Below are 19,818 nucleotides of genomic sequence, written 5' to 3' on the forward strand. Positions count from 1 at the left end.
CCTTAGCTAATTCTGACTAAGGATAATACATGGCAATGGAAATTGCAATATCTTCACTCCGCCGGCAATGTGATCCCGTTCGCCCGCATCACGTTGGTTAGGAACTGGCGTGTCGCCGCCTCCCAGGTGAAGCTCTCGGCTAACGTGCGCGCCGCGGGCCGCGATGCAGTCAGCGCCCGCAGGCAGGCCGTGCGCAGATCCTCGTCCAGCGCGCCCGCTTCCGGATGGCTGCCGAGGATATCGGCGGGGCCGGTGACCGGGTAGGCTGCGACCGGCACGCCGCAGGCGAGCGCTTCAAGAATGACATTGCCGAACGTGTCGGTCTTGGATGGAAAGACGAAGACATCCGCCTGGGCATAGGCTTCGGCAAGTTCCGCGCCGAATTTGGAGCCGATGAACAGTGTGTCCGGATAGAGCCTTTCGAGCTTTTCTCGATCGGGGCCGTCGCCGATGACGATCTTGGAGCCGGGCAGATCGAGTTCGAGGAAGGCGGGTATGTTCTTTTCCACCGAGACGCGGCCCACCTGCATGAAGATCGGGCGGGTCAGCCCGAACGGCTTTTCCTCGAGGGGCCTGGGCGCATAAAGCGTAGGATCGATACCGCGCGTCCACCGCATGAGGTTGCGGAAGCCCCGGCCCGAGAGCTCGGTTTCCAGGCTTTGCGTCGCCACCATGCAGACATTGCCGGCATTGTGGAACCAGCGGACCATCGAATAGAGCAGGCTCTGCGGTAGCGGCAGGCGCGCCGAGACATATTCCGGAAAGCGCGTGTGATAGCTGGTCGAGAAGGGCATCTTGTGCGACAGGCACCAGCGGCGGGCGTAGAAGCCGAGCGGTCCTTCCGTGGCGATATGCACGAAGGACGGCTGGAAGCGATCGATCGCGGCAGCGACCGTTTTGTAACGCGTCAGCGCGATACGTATCTCGGGATAGGAGGGCAGGGGAATGTTGCGGAACTTATCCGGCGTCACGAGCATGATCTCGTGGCCCATGCGGCGCATCTCTTCGATCGTATTTTCAAGCGACCGGACAACGCCATTCACCTGAGGATGCCAGGCATCCGTGACTACAGTGATTCTCGCCATGCGATGGCTGCGCCCCGTGTCAACTGTCCCGACTCACTCGCGGAACACCCCGTCGAGGAGGCTTTTCTTACGATTTTGTTACAGGCTTATGACGGTCAAAGGCCGAGCTTTTCCCTGGATATCAGCGCGCCGGGCTGGCCGATCACCGCCGATGCCAAGCGGGCGGCGAACCGGGCGGAGTCCGATGGGCTGTCATCCGCCGCGAGCCGAGCAAGATAACCGCCATTGAAGCTGTCGCCGGCGGATGTCGTATCGACCACCGCGGCGGGTGGATGGGCGGGGATGTGGATGACGGTTTTCTGGTCGGAGATCGTGGCACCCTTGGCGCCATCCTTGACGATAACGGAAGCTACGCCAAGTCGATGATATCGCTCGATGGTCTTTTCGACCGAGCCGTCGCCGAAATGGGCGGCCTCGTCGTCGAAGCCGGGCAGAACGATCGACGCCGTCGCGGCAGCGGCTGAAATCGACGACAGCATTTCCTGCTTGTCCGCCCACAGGCGCGGCCGGATGTTGGGGTCGAATGCAACTGTCTTGCCGCCGTCGCGCGCAGCCTGCATCAGTTCAAGCAGCGTCTTGCGTGCCTCCGGTACCAGGATCGCAAGCGTGATGCCGGAGAAGTAGATCACATCAGCCGCATCGATCGCTGCTCGCAGCGTTTCCCTGTCATCCGCCAGTTGCCGGGCGGCTGATACGCTGCGCCAATAGCTGAAGCTGCGCTCGCCCTGGTCGAGATGGATCATGTAGAGGCCCGGCGCCTTTCCAGGCAGACGGCGGATACGGCCGGTCTCGACGCCGGCCGATGCCATGAATTCCAGCATTTCGCCCGAGGCACGATCGTCGCCGAGCGCTGTGAAATACTCGACGGCCCAGCTCTCGGGGAGAAATGCGCGGGCATACCAGGCGGTGTTGAACGTGTCGCCCGCGAACCCTTTTCGCATCATGTCGCCGCCGAGGCTTGCGAGTTCGATCATGCATTCGCCGATCGACAGGAATCTGGGCATGGAAACTCCATTGAAATCCGGATGTTGAAGCTGATGCCCGTTTACGGAATCGCGGGCAGCCGGTAAAGGGGATAGACCATTGATGGAGATTTCCGCATGAGCGTTAAGACGACCGCCATTTCAGGGGGCAAGGATTGGTGGCGCGGCGCCGTAATCTATCAAATCTATCCCAGATCCTTCCAGGATTCGACCGGCGATGGCAGCGGCGACCTGAACGGCATCACGGGGCGACTCGAACATGCCGCCTCGCTCGGCGTCGATGCCATATGGCTGTCGCCCTTCTTCAAGTCGCCGATGGCCGATATGGGCTACGACGTGTCGGATTATTGCGATGTCGATCCGATGTTCGGCACGCTCGCTGATTTCGACACCCTGGTCGACAAGGCGCATCGGCTCGGCCTGAAGGTGATCATCGACCAGGTCATATCGCACACATCGGACCAGCATCCGTGGTTCAAGGAGAGCCGCGTCAGCCGCGAAAATCCGAAGGCCGACTGGTATGTCTGGGCGGACCCGAAGCCGGATGGCACGGCGCCCAACAACTGGCTCTCGATCTTCGGCGGGCCGGGATGGGAATGGGATGGCGTGCGCCGGCAATACTACATGCATAACTTCCTGACCTCGCAGCCGGATCTCAATTTTCACAATCCCGACGTTCAGGACGCGGTGCTGGACACGGTGAAATTCTGGCTCGAGCGCGGCGTCGACGGCTTCCGCCTGGACACCGTGAACTTCTATTTCCACGACAAGCACCTGCGGGACAATCCGCCGCTCGATGGCAGTTTGAAGGGCGGCACCGCGGATGCGCCGGACACCAATCCCTACGGCATGCAGCACCATCTCCATGACAAGACCCAGCCGGAGAATGTCGCATTCCTGAAGCGTCTCCGGAGCCTGCTCGACAGATACGAGGCCCGCGCAACCGTCGGCGAGGTGGGCGACGGCTACCGTTCGCTCTCCACCGTCGCAGCCTATACGACCGGCGGCGACAAGCTCAACATGTGCTACACGTTCGATCTTCTGTCGCCGAATTTCACCGCCGACCACATCCGCAACTGCGTCACGGCAGTGGAAACCCAGTGCGTAGATGGATGGATCTGCTGGGCGTTCTCCAACCATGACGTGATGCGCCATGCGAGCCGTTTCACGGCCGATGGCGATGATCCGGCGCGCATCGCCAAGCTGGCGCTGACGGTGCTTTCGACATTGCGTGGTTCGATCTGCCTCTACCAGGGCGAGGAACTCGGCTTGTTCGAAGCCGATCTCGCCTTCGAGGACCTCAGAGATCCTTATGGCATCCGCTTCTGGCCGGCGTTCAAAGGCCGCGACGGATGCCGCACGCCGATGGTCTGGGATGCCGGCATGCCGTTTGCCGGTTTTTCGACCGTCAAGCCGTGGCTGCCCGTGCCGCCCGCCCATGCCGCGGTTGCCGTCGACAGGCAGGACAAGCAAGCGGGATCGGTGCTCTCGCACTATCGGCAGATGCTGAAGCTGAGAAAGGCGCATGGTGCGCTGATCGATGGCGACATCGCATTCCTGGCGACCAACCAGGACCTTCTCGCGTTCACCCGGACGAAGGGCAAGGACACGTTCCTCTTCGTTTTCAACCTGACGCGCGAAACCGTGCAGTTTGCCGTTCCATCCGGCCTCGATGGGATCTCTGCTTTCGCTATTCCGGGCTTCAATCCGGATTTTGACGGCAAGGTGGTGAGCCTCGCGGGCATGGACGCATTCTGCGGGAAACTTTAAGACTTCTTCACGAAATCTCCGCAATGTTCCGGGATGGATGGCTTCCCGCCATCGCTTCCCGGATTTTCCATGCGCCTTTTCCTGTCTGCTTCGCTCGCTCTTCTCTCAGCGACACATTCAATCGCGGAGGCACAGGAAAAACCCAGGCAGTTGGTGATCATCTCCTTCGATGGCGCCCACGACAACAAGCTCTGGGATCGTTCGCGCAAGCTCGCAAAGAAGACCGGCGCGCATTTCACGTATTTTCTGTCCTGCACATATCTGGTCAATCCGAGGGATCGGCACGCCTATCGCGCGCCGCACCAGAAACCGGGTCGCTCCAATACCGGTTGGGCGCAGAGCGTGCCTGAGATCCAGACACGGCTCGGCAATATCTGGCAGGCGCATCTCGAAGGCCACGAGATCGGCTCACATGCCTGCGGCCATTTCGACGGCAAGACCTGGACCAAGGCTGAGTGGAGACAGGAATTCAACGACTTCGACAAGGCGTTGCTCGGAGCATGGAAGAACAACGACTTCGCCGAGTTCGAGCCAAAGGAATGGGCGGATTTCGTCGAGAACGATATCAAGGGTTTTCGGGCGCCTTACCTCTCCACCGGCCCGGGACTGCTGCCGGCGTTGAAGGCCAAAGGCTTCATCTATGATGCGAGCTCGATCTCGAAGGGACCGGCAGAGGTCGAGAAGACCTCAGGCATCACCCGCTTCGCGCTGCCGCGTATTCCCGAAGGCCCCAAGGGCCGGCTGGTGATTGGCATGGATTACAATCTTTATGTCAGGCACTCCGCAGGGCTGAACTCACCGGGTCGCGCGAAGCAGTTCGAGGCACGCACGCTGGACGCCTTCCGGCATGCCTTCAAGGAACAGTATGACGGCCGCCGCGTGCCGCTGCAGCTGGGTTTCCATTTCGTCGAGATGAACGGTGGCGCCTATTGGGATGCGTTGGATGTGTTTCTCACCGAGACCTGCGGCAAACCCGAGGTCGCCTGCGTGAACTACGCGCAGGCGATGGGGATGATGAAGGGGAAGAAGGCCGAGGGTTCGGCCTTTTGAGGTTTGCTACATTTCCGCCTGGGCGATTTCCGTTGTCGAGCTATCGACAAAAGGCTTCTCTATGGAAGGCAGTTCGTCGCCCTCGATTGCGGCCTCAAACGCCCGCAGACGCTTATAGATCGAAATCAATTCCACGATGTCAGTCCACGAGCTCGCGAAGAATCGGAACGACCGATCGACGTTGTCGAAAGCCTGATTGATCTGCTGGAAGAAGCCGAGTGTGATCGCGCCTGTGATAACGGTGGGGCCCAGCGCGAACCATGGAACGAAGGTGGTACTCTGTAGGTAGGCGTATTTCGCCACGTTAAAGTACATATAGTTGAAATAGAGCCGGAAATAATTCTTGCGGACACCGTCGAAGAGTTCCTTCAGCGTGGCCGGTTCAGCGCGGTCTTCATGATCCTCTCCATAGACCAGTTCCTTTCGATAGGCGGCCTCCACACGCTGGTTCCGGAATTCGAGACCGGGCAGTCGAATGCCCACCAACGCCAAAAGAATGGTGCCGAAACTTGCAGACAGCAAGGCGACAAAGACCATCGAACCATCAATCTTGCCGATGAGCGGCAGCTCCGTCACTTGCCGCGACAGAACCCAGAGCAGAGGCAGAAACGCGATCAGAGTCATAATAGAGCTGATGAACTGCATGCCCAAGCCCTGAATGCCTCTCGCAAAGCGCATCGTGTCGTCTTGCACACGCTGCGAGGCGCCTTCGATTTTCCGGACTTTTGTCCAGTGGTCGACATAGTAGTCATTCATCGCGGTGCGCCAGCGAAAGACATAGTGCTGGGTGTAGAATGCAAGCAGGACGAGTCCTGTGATGTTGAGGACTAGAACCCAGGTAATTGAGAAAAGCAGGCCGTAGTATTCCCCGCCACTTACAGGTCTTGTCTTTGAAAGGGCGTCCTGGATAAGGTCGAAAAAGCTTCCGTACCAGTCGTTTATATAAAGATCGAACTGAACGTTGAAGTACGAGGACAGCCCAATGATAACCGAGCCCCAAACTGACCATCGGCGCCAGGGATGGTCACTGGCGAGCTCCCATATGGCAGCAAAACTAAAGCCGGTGATAAGCAGAAAGGCATAGATGTAAAGCCTGTCCGGCGTGATGAACGGAGGCTTGCCGTCCGCCCCTACACCTGTCGGCGCGAGGCTTTGGAAGAAATCCAGAGCTGGCTTCCAGGAATCCAGGACACCAAACCAGAGTGCACCAGCCAAAAGGCACCAGACCGCAGCTGAGGCAAAAAAGAGTTTGGGGGAGGGAAAGAAAGACTTGAACAACTGACATCTCCACTGAGCCCCGCGATCGCCCGCGAAGCACTGAATTTGCCGGGACCGTAGTTCAGAAAATCGGGCGCTTCAATGGCGCGCGGCCAAGATGGAGAAAATGTAACGGGAAGGTGAGCCTTATGCCGGGAATTCCTCGGCAATGCCGCCTACTCCGCCAGCGTCAGCACAATCGGCCCATTCCGGGTCGCGACAACAGTGTGCTCGTATTGCACGGTCAGTGCCTTCGGCTCGGCGAGCAGCGTCCAGGGGTCCTTGCTGCCTTCGGCCCAATGCGCGCCGAGCGACAGGAAGGGCTCGATGGTGAAGACCTGGCCGTCCTCGATGATCCGTTTCTCGGTTGCATCCGGCCATGTGGAAAGCTCGGTCGGCTCCTCGTGCAGCGAGCGGCCGACGCCGTGGCTCGCGAGATTTTCGATCAGCGTGTAGCGGTTCTTGGCGGCGAATGCGCCGATTGCCTCACCGATCTTGGCATAGGGCCGGCCGGTCTTTACCTGGTTGAGCCCCACCCACAGCGCCCGTTTGCCATCGCGGCACAGCTTGTCGGCCTTGCCTTTGGCCGGCGGGATCACGAAGGATGCGCCGGTGTCGCTGAAATAGCCGTCCTTGACCGCCGAGACGTCGATATTGACGAGATCGCCCGGCTGCAGCACGCGGTCACCCGGAATGCCGTGCGCGACTTCCTCGTTGACGCTGATGCAGGTGGCGCCGGGGAACTGGTAGCAGGTCTCGGGCGCCGATTGCGCGCCGGCATCATCGAGAAGCTTCCGGCCGATCTGGTCGAGCTCTCGGGTGGTCATGCCGGGCTCCATCGCTGCCGCCATCCGGTTGAGCGTCGTCGCGCAGATGCGCCCGATTTCCTTCAGCGCCTGAAGTTCCGTGTCGTTGGAGACAACCATGCCAGTCCGTCCGGTTTTCGATGCCGTTCTATGCGGTCATTCGGCGACCGCGTCAACTTTCTGGTCGGCCAGCATCTGCCGCACCATAGGCGCGACCTTGGTGCCATAAAGCTCGATGCCGCGCAGGATCTGGTCATGCGGCATCAGGCCGATCGCCATCTGCAGCAGGAAGCGCGTATTGCCGAAATTCTTGTGCTGCGCGACGATCTTCTCCGCCACGCGCTCGGGGTCGCCGATGAACAGGGCGCCCCGGGATGAAGCCGATTGGTCGAATTGCGCCCGGCTCGATGGACCCCAGCCGCGCTCGCGGCCGATCCGATTCATCACCGAAGTCGAGGGGCCATAGAACTGGTCGAGCGCCGCTTCGGTCGTATCGGCGATGAAACCGTGGACATTGATCGAAGTCTGCAGCGCTTCTGGATCATGGCCGCCCTTCTTCGCCGCCTCACGATAGAGATCGAAGAGCGGTGCAAAACGGGCCGGCTCGCCGCCGATAATGGCGAGCGCCAGGGGCAGGCCGAGATAGCCCGCCCGCGCCACCGAGGCTGGCGTGCCGCCGACCGCGATCCAGACCGGAAGCTTCTCCTGCAGCGAACGCGGATAGACGCCACGGCTATCGATCGGGGCACGTGTCTCGCCCGACCACGTCACCTTCTCCTCGTCGCGGATGGCGAGCAGCAGTTCCAGCTTTTCAGAGAACAACTGGTCGTAGTCGTCAAGATTATAGCCGAACAGCGGAAAGCTCTCGATGAAGGAACCGCGCCCGGCCATGACTTCGGCGCGGCCGTTGGAGATCAGGTCGAGCGTCGCATATTGCTGGTAGACCCGCACCGGATCATCCGAACTGAGCACGGTCACTGCGCTGGTCAGCCGGATATTCTTCGTTCGCGCGGCGGCGGCGGCGAGGATGACGGCAGGGGCAGACGCCATGTAATCCGGCCTGTGATGTTCGCCGAGGCCGAAGACATCGAGACCGACCTGATCGGCGAGTTCGATCTCTTCAAGCAGGTTCTTCACCCGCTGCGCCGCATCCCGGCCGCGATCGCCGCTGGCGGCTTCAGGATTGACGTCGGCGAAGGTGTATAGGCCAAGTTCCATGTCGGACTCCGGGATTTGCTTTCTGCGAACATGGCGATCTGCACTGGAAATGAAAAGGGCAGCCGAACGAACACTGTGTTCGTTGCCGTCCAATTTTCTCTCTTTCCAGGCGAAATTTCTCACTTGCCAAGCTGGGGGCCTTATGGATTAGTCTGGTTTTTAAGCGGAGGAATCCATGTCTATCGAACACTGGCTCGCATTCTGCGCTGCGTCCGCCATCCTGCTCGCCATCCCCGGCCCTACCGTCCTTCTCGTCATATCCTACGCGCTCGGCCATGAGCGAAGAACCGCCTTCGCGACGGTCGCAGGCGTCGCGCTCGGCGATTTCACGGCGATGACCGCATCGATGCTGGGCCTTGGCGCCCTGCTCGCGGCATCCGCAACGATCTTCACGGTGCTCAAATGGATCGGTGCGGCCTACCTCGTCTATCTCGGCATCAAGCTCTGGCGCGCGCCGGTAGCTGAGCCTTCCATCGAAGGCGATACGGCCGCCCTCCCAAGGGAGAAGCCGTTCCGCATCTTCGCCCATACCTATCTGGTCACCGCGCTCAACCCGAAAAGCATCATCTTCTTCGTGGCTTTCCTGCCGCAGTTCCTGGATGCGTCTGGTTCGGTGCCGCTGCAGCTCGTCATCTTCGAGGCGACATTCCTGGTTCTGGCAATCACCAATGCCAGCCTCTACGCACTGCTCGCCGGGATGGCGCGTGGCCAGATCCGCAAGCCGCGCGTCCAGCGCATCGTCAACCGCACCGGCGGTTCGCTGATGATCGGGGCGGGGGTGCTGGCAGTTGGGTGGAAGCGGGCGGTGGTTTAGGCTTCCCAGGGATTGAGAAGCCGCACTGGCAATTCAATGAAGTCTTTCACATTGCGGGTAACAACGGTGTAGCCGTGATGCTGTGCCGTTGCCGCGATAAGTGCGTCGCGAAGCGGTCGAGTTCTCGGTGTCATGATTTGTGCGCAGCGGAGCGCAACACCCTCGTCAACTGGCAGGATGCGATCGCGAAAGGCTACCAAAACCTGATTCCTGAGCCAATTGCGCAGATTGTCGGATTGCTGATTTGTACGGCGCTCCAGCGACAAGATTCCCATCTCGATTTCCATGATGGTTATCGACGATATATAACGTGTCTCTGGAGGTGCGCTGTCTGCCCATTTGACGACCGGCAAGGCTGCTTTACCAAGATCCTTTTTTCGAAGCTCGGAAATAACATTCGTATCAAGCACATACATTAATCAAATTCCGCGGGCCGCAGGAATGAATCGTCAAGAATGACGGGCTCGAATTCGATATCTTCCTTCATCGAAAGCATATCACTGAGACTGGGCTTCAAGCCTGAAAGCCTTTGATACTGCTTATATGAAAGCAGGACAAAAGAAGGTTCGCCGCGATCGGTGATGATAAGCGGCTCTTTTTCGGCCAGCTTTTTTGCGGTGCCCGTGTCTTGATTGAATTCCCGGCTGGACATCAATGTCATCGCAATCTCCGAAATTGTAGGAACGTTTATACATTATTTGGTGGAGAATGCAATCAGAACAATGGAGCCGGCCGATTTGCCGCCGGCTCTCTTGTTGTCAACCTCTGAACGGAATCATCCTTCTCACCAGCGGATCGCGGAACCACAGCCCACCCCAGGCGAACAGGCCGAGATAGAGCCCGAACAGCAGGTGGCTGAACAGCGGGCTGCCGGCGTTGAAATGCGTGGCCATCGCGCCGCCGAGGTATCCCGTCATCAGGATCGCGCCGAGGATCGAGGTTCGCGGGATCGCGTATAGGGCTGCGCAGAGCAAGGTCAGGACGCCGAGGATACGTGCCGAAGTCACGTCATTGGGTATGCCGAGTTGGGCGCTCGTATCGAGCACCACCTGCAACGGCACGAGCTTGATGGCGCCGTCGAAGATCAGGAAGGCGATGAGCAATCCGCTCAGCACCCAGCCGGTGATCTTGGCGGCCTTGCCGGGTGTTGCAATAATCGCTGCTTCGGGAGCTTGAATCTGTTCGATCGTGGTCATGGCGTGGTCCCTGAGAGTTGGTTGGCTTATGCTCCAAGGACGTAAGGCAACTCCGATCGCCGACAGCAGCTGAGAAAAACTTATCCGTCGACCACAACCTTGGCCTTGCTGGCGCTGATATCCGCGAGAGAATCGAGATGGTCGCGGATATGCGCCGCCTCGGCCGGCGAATTGGCGAGCGCGATGGCGCGGTCGAAACTTTCGCGGGCTTCGGCGGCGCGGCCGAGTTCTTTCAGCAACCCGCCGCGAACGCCATGGAAATAGAAGTATCCCGAGAGTTCATCTGCGAGCGGTTCGACGATTGCGAGCGCCGCTTCGGCACCCCTTGCCTTCGAGACGGCGACGGCGCGGTTGAGCGTGACCACGGGCGAGGGCTGCAGCTTCTCCAGCATGCGGTAGAGCAGTTCGATCTCGGCCCAGTCCGTGTCTTCCGGCGTTGCAGCGCGGGCATGGAGCGCGGCTATCGCCGCCTGTACCTGATACATGCCCGGCTCGCGATGGCGCATGGCCTTGTCGATCAGTGCGAGTGCCTCGGTGATCAACACACGGTCCCACAACGTCCGGTCCTGCTTTTCGAGCAGCACGATGGCATTCTGTGCGTCGAAGCGCGCCTTGAGGCGGGAATGCTGCAGCAGCATCAATGCCAGCAGGCCCATCAGTTCCGGCTCGCCGGGGAAGAGCTTGATCAGCAGGCGTGTCAGCCGGATCGCCTCGTCGCAAAGCGTGGCATTGGTGTTATTGGGATTGGCCGTCGAGTAGCCTTCGTTGAACACGAGGTAGACCATCGAGGCCACCAGTCCCAGCCGCTCGGCGCGCTCGGCCGGCCCCGGCGCCTCGAAGGGCACGCCGGCGGCGGCAACGCGGCCCTTGGCGCGGGTGATGCGCTGCTCCATCGCCGCCTCGCTGACGAGAAAAGCCCGGGCGATCTGTTTCACTGAAAGCCCCGAGACGATGCGGAGCGCCAGCGCGATCTGCTGGGTCGCCGGCAGGTCGGGATGGCAGCAGATGAAGAGAAGGCGCAGGATGTCGTCGCGATAATGCGCGCCATCGAGCCGTTCGGCCATATCGGCCTCGACATCTTCCTTGTCGGAGATCTGGTCTTCGTCGGGCAGTGCCTCGAGCTTCGCGCGCTTGCGGATCTGATCGACGCCGGCATTGCGGCCGACGAAGATCAGCCAAGCGGCGGGGTCGCCCGGCGGGCCGTTCTTCGGCCAGCTTTTCAAGGCCCGGAGGCAGGCTTCCTGGAATGCCTCTTCGGCGAGATCCAGCGTGCGGAAATAGCGCAACAAAGCGCCGAGTGCCTGGGGCCGTGCTGCTTTGAAGGCTGCGTCGATCCAGGCTAACTCAGTCATTTCGTCCGTCCGTCAGGTACATAGACCGCAAGCGGCCTGATTTCATAGGAACCGGTGCCAGGATTGGCATCGGCGAGTTCATGCGAGATGGCGATCGCATCGTCGAGCGTCTCGACATCCACGACGTAGAAGCCCAGGAACTGCTCCTTGGTTTCGGCGAAGGGGCCGTCCATGACGAACTTCTCCTTGCCGTTCTTGCGCAATGTCGTGGCTGCGGTGGTCGGCAGCAGCCGTGCGACAGGGCCGAGCTTGTTCTCCGATGTCAGCCGGTTGGTGACGGTGAACAGCCGCTCCATGGTGGCCTCGTCCTCTTCCTTGGACCAGGCCTGGATCACGTCTTCTTCATTGTAGCAAAGGATGGCGTAAAGCATGGGTAACCCTTTTCTCGAAACGGAGGACGCATGGATAGCGCGCGTGCCGACAGGTGGCGATAGATTTTTTCGGTCAGCTGTCGCGCATCGCGCGGATGTCTTTCAGCAGACGATAGAGCGTGAGCGGCTTGCCGGGGAAAGGCAAAAAGCCAAGATGTTCATAGAACTTCTGGGCTGTCTCATCCTTCGCATGGACCACCATCGCACGGACGCCGGCGATGTCTGCTGCTTGCAGTACGCGACGCATTGCGTCGGTGACGAGGGCCGCGCCGAGACCTTTTCCCTTCCACGCATTATCGACGGCAAGCCGTGCGAGGATCACCACAGGAACGGGAAATCGCGGCAGGCCTTTTGCCAACCGCTCCGGCGCTTCATCGTGCATGACCTGGCCGACGACGAGCGTGTGAAACCCGGCAATACGTGTGCCCTCCGTGGCCACGTACGTCTGCGAGATGCCGGCCTGTTGTCCTTGCCGTGCATGCATTTGAATGAAGCGATTGAGCGCATCGTTGCCGCAATCGAACGATGCTGTGTCATGCACCGCAGCCAGCTTGGCGACTTGCAGCTTCTCTTGCATGGCGCTCAGTCGAGAATGGTCGGTTCTTTGAGAAGCCGTTCCATGCGGGGATGCCGTTCGGCCGGCGCATCGAGTGCCGCCGTGAATGCTGCCCATTGTTCGGCGTCAAGCCCGATGCGCGTGCGCTCCGTCAGGATTTCCTGTGCGGTGCTGAGCGCGCTATCGATCACGAACTGGCTGATCGTCGTATGACGCTCCCGCGCCGCCTCTTGCAGGATGCGCTTTGCCGATGGCGAGATGCGAATGTCGAGCTTGTCGGTGCGTTGGGAAGCCGTAGCCATGGATCGATCCTTTGCTGCCTTCAGCCTAATAAGGTGCCATGACAATGTCAAGACAGACAGCTACCCTGTCGTCAGGGTCCGCCGGACGGCATCCTTCCAGCCCCTGAGCTTGGCGTTGCGGGTCTTCTCATCCATCCTGGGCTCGAACTTGCGTTCCAGTGCCCATTTCTTGGCAAAGCCCTTCTGGTCGGGCCACACGCCGGCGCGGGAGCCGGCGAGCCAGGCGGCGCCGAGTGCGGTCGTTTCCAGCACCTGCGGACGGTCGACGGGCGCATCGAGAATGTCTGCGAGGCATTGCATGGTCCAGTCTGATGCCACCATGCCGCCATCGACGCGGAGCACCGTTTCGCGTTCGCCTTCGATCTTCCAGTCCTTGTGCATTGCGTCCGCCAGGTCGCGGGTCTGGTAGCAGACGCTTTCGAGCGCCGCCTTGGTGATTTCCTCCGGCCCGGAATTACGGGTCAGGCCATAGATCGCGCCACGCGCGTCGGCATCCCACCAAGGCGCGCCGAGGCCGACGAAGGCGGGGACGAGATAGACGTTCTGGCTGGGATCGGCCTTCTCGGCCAGTTCGGCGGAGTGATGCGCGGCCTTGATGACGCGCAGGCCGTCGCGGAGCCACTGCACGGCCGCGCCAGCGATGAAGATCGAGCCTTCGAGCGCGTAAGTGGTCTTACCGTCGAGGCGATAGGCGATGGTGGTGAGCAGGCGGTTCTTCGAAAGCACCATGTCTTCGCCGGTGTTGAGCAACGCAAAGCAGCCGGTGCCATAGGTCGATTTCAGCATGCCGGGCTTGAAGCAGGCTTGGCCGATGGTTGCCGCATGCTGGTCGCCGGCAATGCCGAGGATCGGGATTTCCGCGCCGAACAGGGACTTTTCCGTGACGCCGAAATCGCTGGCGCAGTCTCGCACTTCAGGCAGCATCGCGGCGGGGATGTCGAGTATGCCGAGCAATTCCTCGTCCCATTTGTTCTCGGCGATGTTGTAGATCAAGGTGCGCGAGGCGTTGGTTGCGTCGGTCAGGAAGCTCTTGCCACCCGTGAGGCGCCAGAGCAGGAAGGTGTCGATCGTGCCGAAGCAGAGTTCGCCCTTGGCCGCGCGGGCGCGGGCGCCCTTGATCTTGGACAACAGCCAGGAAAGTTTGGTACCCGAGAAATAGGGGTCGAGCAGCAGTCCCGTCTTCCTGGTGAACTTTTTCTCCAGCCCCTTGATCTTGAGCGCATCGCAGAGGCGTGCCGTGCGGCGGTCCTGCCAGACGATGGCGTTGTGAATGGGTTGGCCCGTCGCCCGGTCCCAGACCACGACCGTCTCGCGCTGGTTGGTGATGCCGATGGCGGATATGTCCGATGCCGTGATGCCGGCCTTCTTGATCGCCGACTTGACGACCGAAACCACCGAACTCCAGATTTCCTCGGGATCGTGCTCGACCCAGCCCGATTGCGGAAAGATCTGGGTGAATTCCTTCTGGGCGGAGCCAGCGGCTTTCATGCTGGAATCGAAAACGATCGCACGGCTCGAAGTCGTGCCCTGATCGATCGCCAAGATATAGCCGCTCATCGGATCCTCCCCATCCCAATTCCTCACAGAGATTTTCAATCTGAACTTCAAACGAAAGTCAAAGGAAAATAAACGCGCCTCGAGCTCTGGAGCCATATGAGAAAAGCCGCGGAGCACAGGGCCCCGCGGCTTTCATCAATGTAGGCCGGTTCCGGCTACTGGAACATGGTGAAGGCCGGTGCGTACTCGACCTTTCCGGATTGCGCCGGCAAGCCATCGGGCTTGAGCGGCACGGCCATCAGGTACGGTCCCGCAAACGCCGACTCGAAACTTGCGGCGTGATCCGGACGGAAGCCGAAACGCTGATAATAGTTCGGCTCGCCGAGCACGAAGACGCCCTCGAACTCCATCTCTCCGGCCTTCAGCAGGCCTTCGTGGATGAGTTTGGCGGCGATGCCCCTTCGGCGCAAATCCTCGCGGACCGCGACGGGCCCCAAGCCCAGCGCCCGGAAGGGCGCCGACATTTTTGAAAAGACGACATATCCGCAGATATTGCCTTCATGTTTTGCAATCAGGGCTATCTCTGCGTCACCCTCCTCATGCAAACGCTCGACCAGTACGGATTCCTCCTCTCCCGGGAATGATTGGCGTAATAGTGCCTGAATTTCCGGCAGATCCTCTGCCGTTGGTGTCTGGACTATCATGTCAACTCCATGCTGTTTCGTGGGTTGCCTATGGCCGCAAAACGGCCAAACCGAACAATTCCCAACGTCCCGGTTTGGTTCCGGCGCATCTGGCATTATTTTTGCAAATTTTTTGACCATCGGGTAAAAATCGCCTCTTGCGATTTTTGGCGTCTGCGCACAGGCTGGCTAGAGATAACAATAAAGTGGAACATGATGGCTATCGCATACAGGGACAGCATCGAATTCATCCTGAACGGGCAAGAGGTCTCGTTGGCCTCCGTGCCGCCCCGGCAGACGCTGCTGGACTGGCTTCGGCTGGATCGGCGATTGACCGGCACCAAGGAGGGGTGTGCGGAGGGTGACTGCGGCGCCTGTTCGGTGCTCGTTGGGCGCCTCATCGAGGGCAGGCTGGTCTATGAATCCGTCAATGCCTGCATTCGTTTCATGGGCTCGCTGAACGCCTGCCACGTTGTTACCGTCGAACATTTGAAGGGTGAGGACGGCAAGCTGCATCCGGTGCAGCAGGCGATGGTTGACTGTCACGGTTCGCAATGCGGTTTCTGCACGCCCGGCTTCGTGATGTCGCTCTATGGCCTGTGGCTCGCCAATTCCGATCCCAGCCGAGAAGAGATCGAAGTCGCGCTGCAAGGCAATCTCTGTCGCTGCACGGGCTACGAGCCGATCGTCAAGGCAGCGGAAATGGCTGCAAAGACCAGACCCGCCGATGCGTTCGATCCGATCGAGGCGATGCGCGAACGGGTCATGGCAAGATTGGGCGAGATCGCCGCACAGGGCTCCGTGCATATCTCCCACGGCAGCGACGAGCTTTTCGTGCTGGCAAGCGTGCCGGACCTCGTCGAGATTCTGGCAGCCCATCCGCACGGGACGGTCGTTGCAGGCTCGACCGATGTCGGCCTCTGGGTGACGAAGCAGATGCGGCCGATCAATCCGGTTATTTTCATCAACGGTCTTACTGCACTTCAGACAATCAGCGTCACCCGGCATGGCATCACGATCGGCGCCGGGGTGACCTATAGCCAGGCGCTGGAAGCGCTTGCCGAGGCTTATCCGGCGATGGGCAAGCTGATCCCGCGCATCGGTGGCGCGCAGATACGCAACATGGGCACGATCGGCGGCAATATCGCCAATGGCTCGCCGATCGGCGACATGCCCCCGGCATTCATTGCGCTGGGCGCCGAGGTCCGCCTGCGCTCGCGCGAAGGTGCCCGGACGGTGCTGCTCGAAGAGTATTTCATCGAATACGGTAAGCAGGACCGGCAGCGTCATGAATTCGTCGAAAGCATCTTCATTCCGGCTTTGCCGGCAAACGCCCAATTCGCCGCCCATAAGATTTCCAAGCGCCGCGACGAGGATATCACCGCCGTGCTTGGTGCTTTCTATCTCATGCTTGACGGCGACACTGTATCGGAAATCCGGCTCGCCTATGGTGGCATGGCCGGCACGCCGAAGCGGGCGGCGACTGTCGAAGCGGCACTTACGGGCAAGCCCTGGACCGAGACCAATGTCCGGGCGGCAATGGATTTGCTCGGCGAGGATTTCTCGCCGCTAACCGACTGGCGTGCCTCCGCCGATTATCGCCTCATGTCAGCGAAGAACCTGATCCTAAGGTTCTATCTCGAGAGCCAGGGCGAACAGGCCGAACTCCAGCGCTTTGCTGCAGGAGGCCGGGCATGAACGAAATCGATATCGATATCCGCATGCACAAGGAAGAAGTGACCGGCGGCATGCACCGCGATCTCCGGCATGACTCCGCGCACAAGCACGTGACCGGCGAGGCCGACTATATTGACGATATGCCGCTTCCCGAGGGCACGCTGCACATGGCCGCCGGCCTGTCGGACCGGGCGCATGCCGATATTCTCTCGCTGGACCTTTCGGAAGTCGAAGCCACATCAGGCGTCGTGCTGGTCATGACCCACAAGGACATTCCCGGCCACAACGATATCGGCCCCAACCATCGCGACGATGAGCCATTGCTGGCGGAAAAGCGCATCGAATTCCACGGCCAGATGGTGTTCGTGGTGGTGGCCGAGACGCGCGAGATCGCCCGCGCCGCCGCGCGGAAAGCAAAGTTCACCTATCACGACCTGCCGCATGCGACCGACATCCTCGACGCCCGCGCGCTCGGCTACAAGAACGTCACCGATCCGCTGACGCTAAAGCGGGGCGATGCCATCACCGCGCTCGAACTGGCGCCGCGCCGGATCAGGGGCGAGATGCGCATCGGCGGCCAGGAGCATTTCTATCTCGAAAGCCATATCGCGCTCGCCATTCCCGGCGAGGACAACGAGGTCATCGTCTGGTCCTCGACACAGCATCCGAGCGAAATCCAGCACATGGTCGCCAATATACTGCAAATCCCGGTTCATGCCGTGACCGTGAACACGAGACGCATGGGCGGCGGCTTCGGCGGTAAGGAAACCCAGGGAAACCAGTTCGCGGCGCTCTCGGCGCTTGCCGCCAAACGGCTGAAACGCGCGGTGAAATTCCGCCCCGACCGCGACGAAGACATGATGATGACGGGCAAGCGGCATGATTTTCTTGCCGAATACGACGTCGGCTTCGACGATGAGGGCCATATCCTGGCGGTGAAGACCAATTACGCGGCGCGCTGCGGCTTCTCGTCGGATCTCTCCGGCCCGGTCACCGACCGCGCGCTCTTCCATGCCGACAATGCCTATTACTATCCCAATGTCCTGCTGACCTCCGAGCCGATCAAGACCAACACCGTCTCCAACACCGCCTTCCGGGGTTTTGGCGGTCCACAGGGACTGATCGGCGCCGAGCGCATCATCGAGGAGATCGGCTATGCCGTTGGCGTCGATCCGCTCGAAATCCGCAAGCGGAACTTCTATGCCAGCGAGGGCGACGAGCGTTGCCTGACGCCGTACCACCAGAAGGTCGAGGACAGCATCATCCACCGGATCGTCGAGGAACTCGAAGCGAGTTCCGACTATCAGGCGCGGCGGAAGGCTATCATCGCGTTCAACAAGAGCTCGAAAGTCATCCGCAAGGGCATCGCGCTGACGCCGGTGAAATTCGGCATCTCCTTCACCTTCACGCCCTTCAACCAGGCCGGCGCGCTGGTGCATATCTATCAGGATGGCTCGGTGCACCTCAACCATGGCGGCACCGAGATGGGGCAGGGGCTTTATACCAAGGTCGCCCAGGTGCTGGCCGACGAGTTCCAGATCGATATCGACCAGGTGATGATCACCGCGACAACGACCGCCAAGGTGCCCAACACCTCGGCGACCGCCGCCTCTTCCGGCTCCGATCTCAACGGCATGGCGGCCTATGATGCCGCCCGGCAGATCAAGGACCGGCTTTATTCCTTCGCTGCCGAGCGCTGGCAGGTGCCGGTGGCGGATGTGCATTTCCTGCCGAACCGGGTGCGAATCGGAACCGAGGAAATCCCGTTCCCGCATTTCATCAAGCAGGCCTATATGGCCCGCGTGCATCTCTCCGCCGCCGGCTTCTACAAGACGCCGAAGATCCATTGGGATCGCGCACGCGGGCAGGGCCGGCCGTTCCTGTATTATGCCTATGGCGCCTCGGTTTCCGAAGTGTCGATCGATACGCTCACGGGCGAATACCTGCTGGATCGGACCGATATCCTCCACGATGTCGGCAAATCGCTCAATCCGGCCATCGACAAAGGCCAGGTCGAGGGCGCCTTCGTGCAGGGCACGGGTTGGCTGACGACGGAGGAACTCTGGTGGGACGACAAGGGCAGGCTTCGGACCCATGCGCCCTCGACCTACAAGATCCCGCTCGCGTCGGATCGGCCGAAGATCTTCAAAGTCGATCTCGCCGAGTGGTCTGAAAACAAGGAGATGACGATCGGCCGCTCGAAAGCCGTCGGCGAACCGCCCTTCATGCTCGGCGTCTCGGTGCTCGAAGCGCTGTCGATGGCGGTGGCGTCGGTGGCCGACTATTGCGTCTGCCCGAGGCTGGATGCGCCCGCGACGCCCGAGCGGGTGTTGATGGCGGTCGAGCGGATGCGGGCGGTTTGACGGCGGTGGTCACAACCATGACCTTCGAATCCTTCCTCGCCCATTCCGGCCCATCCATCCTCGTCGAAGTTATCGCCACCAAGGGTTCGGTGCCACGCGAAACCGGCACCTTCATGCTCGTCTCCGCGACAGGCATGTGGGGCACGATCGGCGGCGGCAATCTCGAATTCGCCGCCATCGACGAGGCGCGTGGCATGCTCGCCTCCGGAGCCCAATCCGAGGCCATGCGCATCACGCTCGGCCCCGACAGCGGCCAGTGCTGTGGAGGCGTGGTCGATCTCGAACTGTCGGTCGCCGACGAAGCCGCCACGTCAAACCTCAAGGCGAGGCTCGCCAGGGAAAAGCTTACCTTTCCCGATGTCTATCTGTTTGGCGCCGGTCATGTCGGCCGTGCATTGGCGATCGCGCTGAAGCCTCTGCCGCTTCACACTGTCGTCATCGAGACGCGACGGGAGGAACTCGCGGACCTCCATCCCGAAATCGAAACCCGCCTGGTCGCCATGCCGGAAAGCCTAGTCGGAGAAATCCGGACGGGCGGTGCCGTCGTCATCCTCACCCATGATCACGCGCTGGATTTCCTGGTCGGCGCGGAAGCGTTGAAGCGCGACGATCTCGCCTATGTCGGCATGATCGGTTCGAAGACCAAGCGCGGTGTGTTTTCCAACTGGCTCGTCCGCGAGGGCTATGACGACGACATGATCAATGGTCTCGTCCTGCCGATCGGCGGCCGCAAACTGAGGGACAAGCGGCCGGAAGTGATCGCGGCGCTGGTGGCGGCGGAACTGCTCGGCGCCTTGCTCTGAATTCCGGGAAAGCTTTGCAAGCACTCGCGAAATAT

At 60.6% G+C, this 19,818-nt stretch carries 20 protein-coding genes; 6 read left to right on the forward strand and 14 right to left on the reverse strand.

Annotated features, from left to right (window positions below; all coding sequences use genetic code 11):
• Window positions 1-53 precede the first annotated feature (53 nt).
• Both ACSQ26_RS03425 and ACSQ26_RS03430 read right to left on the reverse strand, forming a co-directional pair.
• Complete coding sequence (locus tag ACSQ26_RS03425) at window positions 54-1,085, reverse strand: glycosyltransferase family 4 protein (RefSeq protein ID WP_436006292.1); 1,032 nt, start codon at window positions 1,083-1,085, stop codon at window positions 54-56.
• Between the two features lie 95 nt (window positions 1,086-1,180).
• Entirely contained in the window at window positions 1,181-2,089 is a 909-nt protein-coding gene (locus ACSQ26_RS03430) for a sugar kinase (RefSeq protein WP_436006294.1), read from the reverse strand.
• Between the two features lie 96 nt (window positions 2,090-2,185).
• Between ACSQ26_RS03430 and bglA the strand changes: the two genes are divergently transcribed.
• Both bglA and ACSQ26_RS03440 read left to right on the forward strand, forming a co-directional pair.
• Entirely contained in the window at window positions 2,186-3,838 is a 1,653-nt protein-coding gene (gene bglA, locus ACSQ26_RS03435; RefSeq protein WP_436006296.1) for a beta-galactosidase BglA, read from the forward strand.
• A gap of 69 nt (window positions 3,839-3,907) precedes the next feature.
• Complete coding sequence (locus tag ACSQ26_RS03440) at window positions 3,908-4,888, forward strand: polysaccharide deacetylase (RefSeq protein WP_436006298.1); 981 nt, start codon at window positions 3,908-3,910, stop codon at window positions 4,886-4,888.
• A gap of 6 nt (window positions 4,889-4,894) precedes the next feature.
• Here the strand turns inward: ACSQ26_RS03440 and sbmA are convergent, their stop codons facing one another.
• The 3 genes from sbmA to ACSQ26_RS03455 form a co-directional block, all read right to left on the reverse strand.
• Window positions 4,895-6,166, reverse strand: a complete 1,272-nt coding sequence (gene sbmA / locus ACSQ26_RS03445; RefSeq protein ID WP_436006300.1) for a peptide antibiotic transporter SbmA — start codon at window positions 6,164-6,166, stop codon at window positions 4,895-4,897.
• Window positions 6,167-6,321: 155 nt separating this feature from the next.
• Window positions 6,322-7,071 carry a type I methionyl aminopeptidase gene (map, locus tag ACSQ26_RS03450; protein WP_436006302.1) on the reverse strand — a complete coding sequence of 250 codons (750 nt, stop codon included), beginning with the start codon at window positions 7,069-7,071 and terminating at the stop codon, window positions 6,322-6,324.
• Window positions 7,072-7,107: 36 nt separating this feature from the next.
• Window positions 7,108-8,169, reverse strand: a complete 1,062-nt coding sequence (locus tag ACSQ26_RS03455) for an LLM class flavin-dependent oxidoreductase (protein WP_436006304.1) — start codon at window positions 8,167-8,169, stop codon at window positions 7,108-7,110.
• A 175-nt stretch (window positions 8,170-8,344) separates the two neighbouring features.
• Between ACSQ26_RS03455 and ACSQ26_RS03460 the strand changes: the two genes are divergently transcribed.
• Window positions 8,345-8,983: a LysE family translocator gene (locus ACSQ26_RS03460; RefSeq protein ID WP_436006306.1), complete on the forward strand. Its 639-nt coding sequence runs from the start codon at window positions 8,345-8,347 to the stop codon at window positions 8,981-8,983.
• Here ACSQ26_RS03460 and ACSQ26_RS03465 read toward each other — a convergent pair.
• The 9 genes from ACSQ26_RS03465 to ACSQ26_RS03505 form a co-directional block, all read right to left on the reverse strand.
• On the reverse strand, window positions 8,980-9,399 hold the full coding sequence (locus ACSQ26_RS03465; RefSeq protein WP_436006308.1) for a type II toxin-antitoxin system VapC family toxin: 420 nt from the start codon (window positions 9,397-9,399) through the stop codon (window positions 8,980-8,982). The genes ACSQ26_RS03460 and ACSQ26_RS03465 overlap by 4 nt on opposite strands.
• Entirely contained in the window at window positions 9,399-9,644 is a 246-nt protein-coding gene (locus ACSQ26_RS03470; RefSeq protein WP_436006310.1) for a type II toxin-antitoxin system Phd/YefM family antitoxin, read from the reverse strand. Before ACSQ26_RS03470 ends, ACSQ26_RS03465 begins: the two co-directional genes overlap by 1 nt.
• A gap of 97 nt (window positions 9,645-9,741) precedes the next feature.
• On the reverse strand, window positions 9,742-10,179 hold the full coding sequence (locus ACSQ26_RS03475) for a DoxX family protein (protein ID WP_436006312.1): 438 nt from the start codon (window positions 10,177-10,179) through the stop codon (window positions 9,742-9,744).
• Between the two features lie 80 nt (window positions 10,180-10,259).
• The gene (locus ACSQ26_RS03480; RefSeq protein ID WP_436006314.1) at window positions 10,260-11,531 is read right to left on the reverse strand and encodes an RNA polymerase sigma factor; all 1,272 of its coding nucleotides are present in this window, start codon (window positions 11,529-11,531) and stop codon (window positions 10,260-10,262) included.
• Window positions 11,528-11,902: a YciI family protein gene (locus ACSQ26_RS03485; RefSeq protein ID WP_436006316.1), complete on the reverse strand. Its 375-nt coding sequence runs from the start codon at window positions 11,900-11,902 to the stop codon at window positions 11,528-11,530. Before ACSQ26_RS03485 ends, ACSQ26_RS03480 begins: the two co-directional genes overlap by 4 nt.
• Window positions 11,903-11,975: 73 nt before the next feature.
• Window positions 11,976-12,479, reverse strand: a complete 504-nt coding sequence (locus ACSQ26_RS03490) for a GNAT family N-acetyltransferase (protein ID WP_436006318.1) — start codon at window positions 12,477-12,479, stop codon at window positions 11,976-11,978.
• A 5-nt stretch (window positions 12,480-12,484) separates the two neighbouring features.
• Window positions 12,485-12,760 (reverse strand): DUF1778 domain-containing protein, encoded by a 276-nt coding sequence (locus tag ACSQ26_RS03495; protein ID WP_436006320.1) that lies wholly within the window; start codon window positions 12,758-12,760, stop codon window positions 12,485-12,487.
• A 60-nt stretch (window positions 12,761-12,820) separates the two neighbouring features.
• The gene (gene glpK, locus ACSQ26_RS03500; RefSeq protein ID WP_436006322.1) at window positions 12,821-14,317 is read right to left on the reverse strand and encodes a glycerol kinase GlpK; all 1,497 of its coding nucleotides are present in this window, start codon (window positions 14,315-14,317) and stop codon (window positions 12,821-12,823) included.
• A gap of 155 nt (window positions 14,318-14,472) precedes the next feature.
• On the reverse strand, window positions 14,473-15,081 hold the full coding sequence (locus ACSQ26_RS03505) for a GNAT family N-acetyltransferase (RefSeq protein WP_436006324.1): 609 nt from the start codon (window positions 15,079-15,081) through the stop codon (window positions 14,473-14,475).
• Between the two features lie 75 nt (window positions 15,082-15,156).
• On the opposite strand from ACSQ26_RS03505, the gene xdhA reads away from it, so the two are divergent.
• From xdhA to xdhC, 3 genes are read left to right on the forward strand one after another with little or no spacing between them, the layout of a single operon-like run.
• Window positions 15,157-16,638, forward strand: coding sequence for a xanthine dehydrogenase small subunit (gene xdhA / locus ACSQ26_RS03510; RefSeq protein ID WP_436015082.1), 1,482 nt, complete (start codon window positions 15,157-15,159; stop codon window positions 16,636-16,638).
• Between the two features lie 23 nt (window positions 16,639-16,661).
• Window positions 16,662-18,980, forward strand: coding sequence for a xanthine dehydrogenase molybdopterin binding subunit (gene xdhB, locus ACSQ26_RS03515; RefSeq protein WP_436015084.1), 2,319 nt, complete (start codon window positions 16,662-16,664; stop codon window positions 18,978-18,980).
• Window positions 18,981-18,997: 17 nt separating this feature from the next.
• The gene (xdhC, locus tag ACSQ26_RS03520) at window positions 18,998-19,783 is read left to right on the forward strand and encodes a xanthine dehydrogenase accessory protein XdhC (RefSeq protein ID WP_436006326.1); all 786 of its coding nucleotides are present in this window, start codon (window positions 18,998-19,000) and stop codon (window positions 19,781-19,783) included.
• Window positions 19,784-19,818 lie beyond the last annotated feature (35 nt).

Origin of the sequence: Rhizobium sp. LjRoot254 (assembly GCF_964254105.1) — a bacterium.
Lineage (GTDB): Bacteria > Pseudomonadota > Alphaproteobacteria > Rhizobiales > Rhizobiaceae > Rhizobium_E.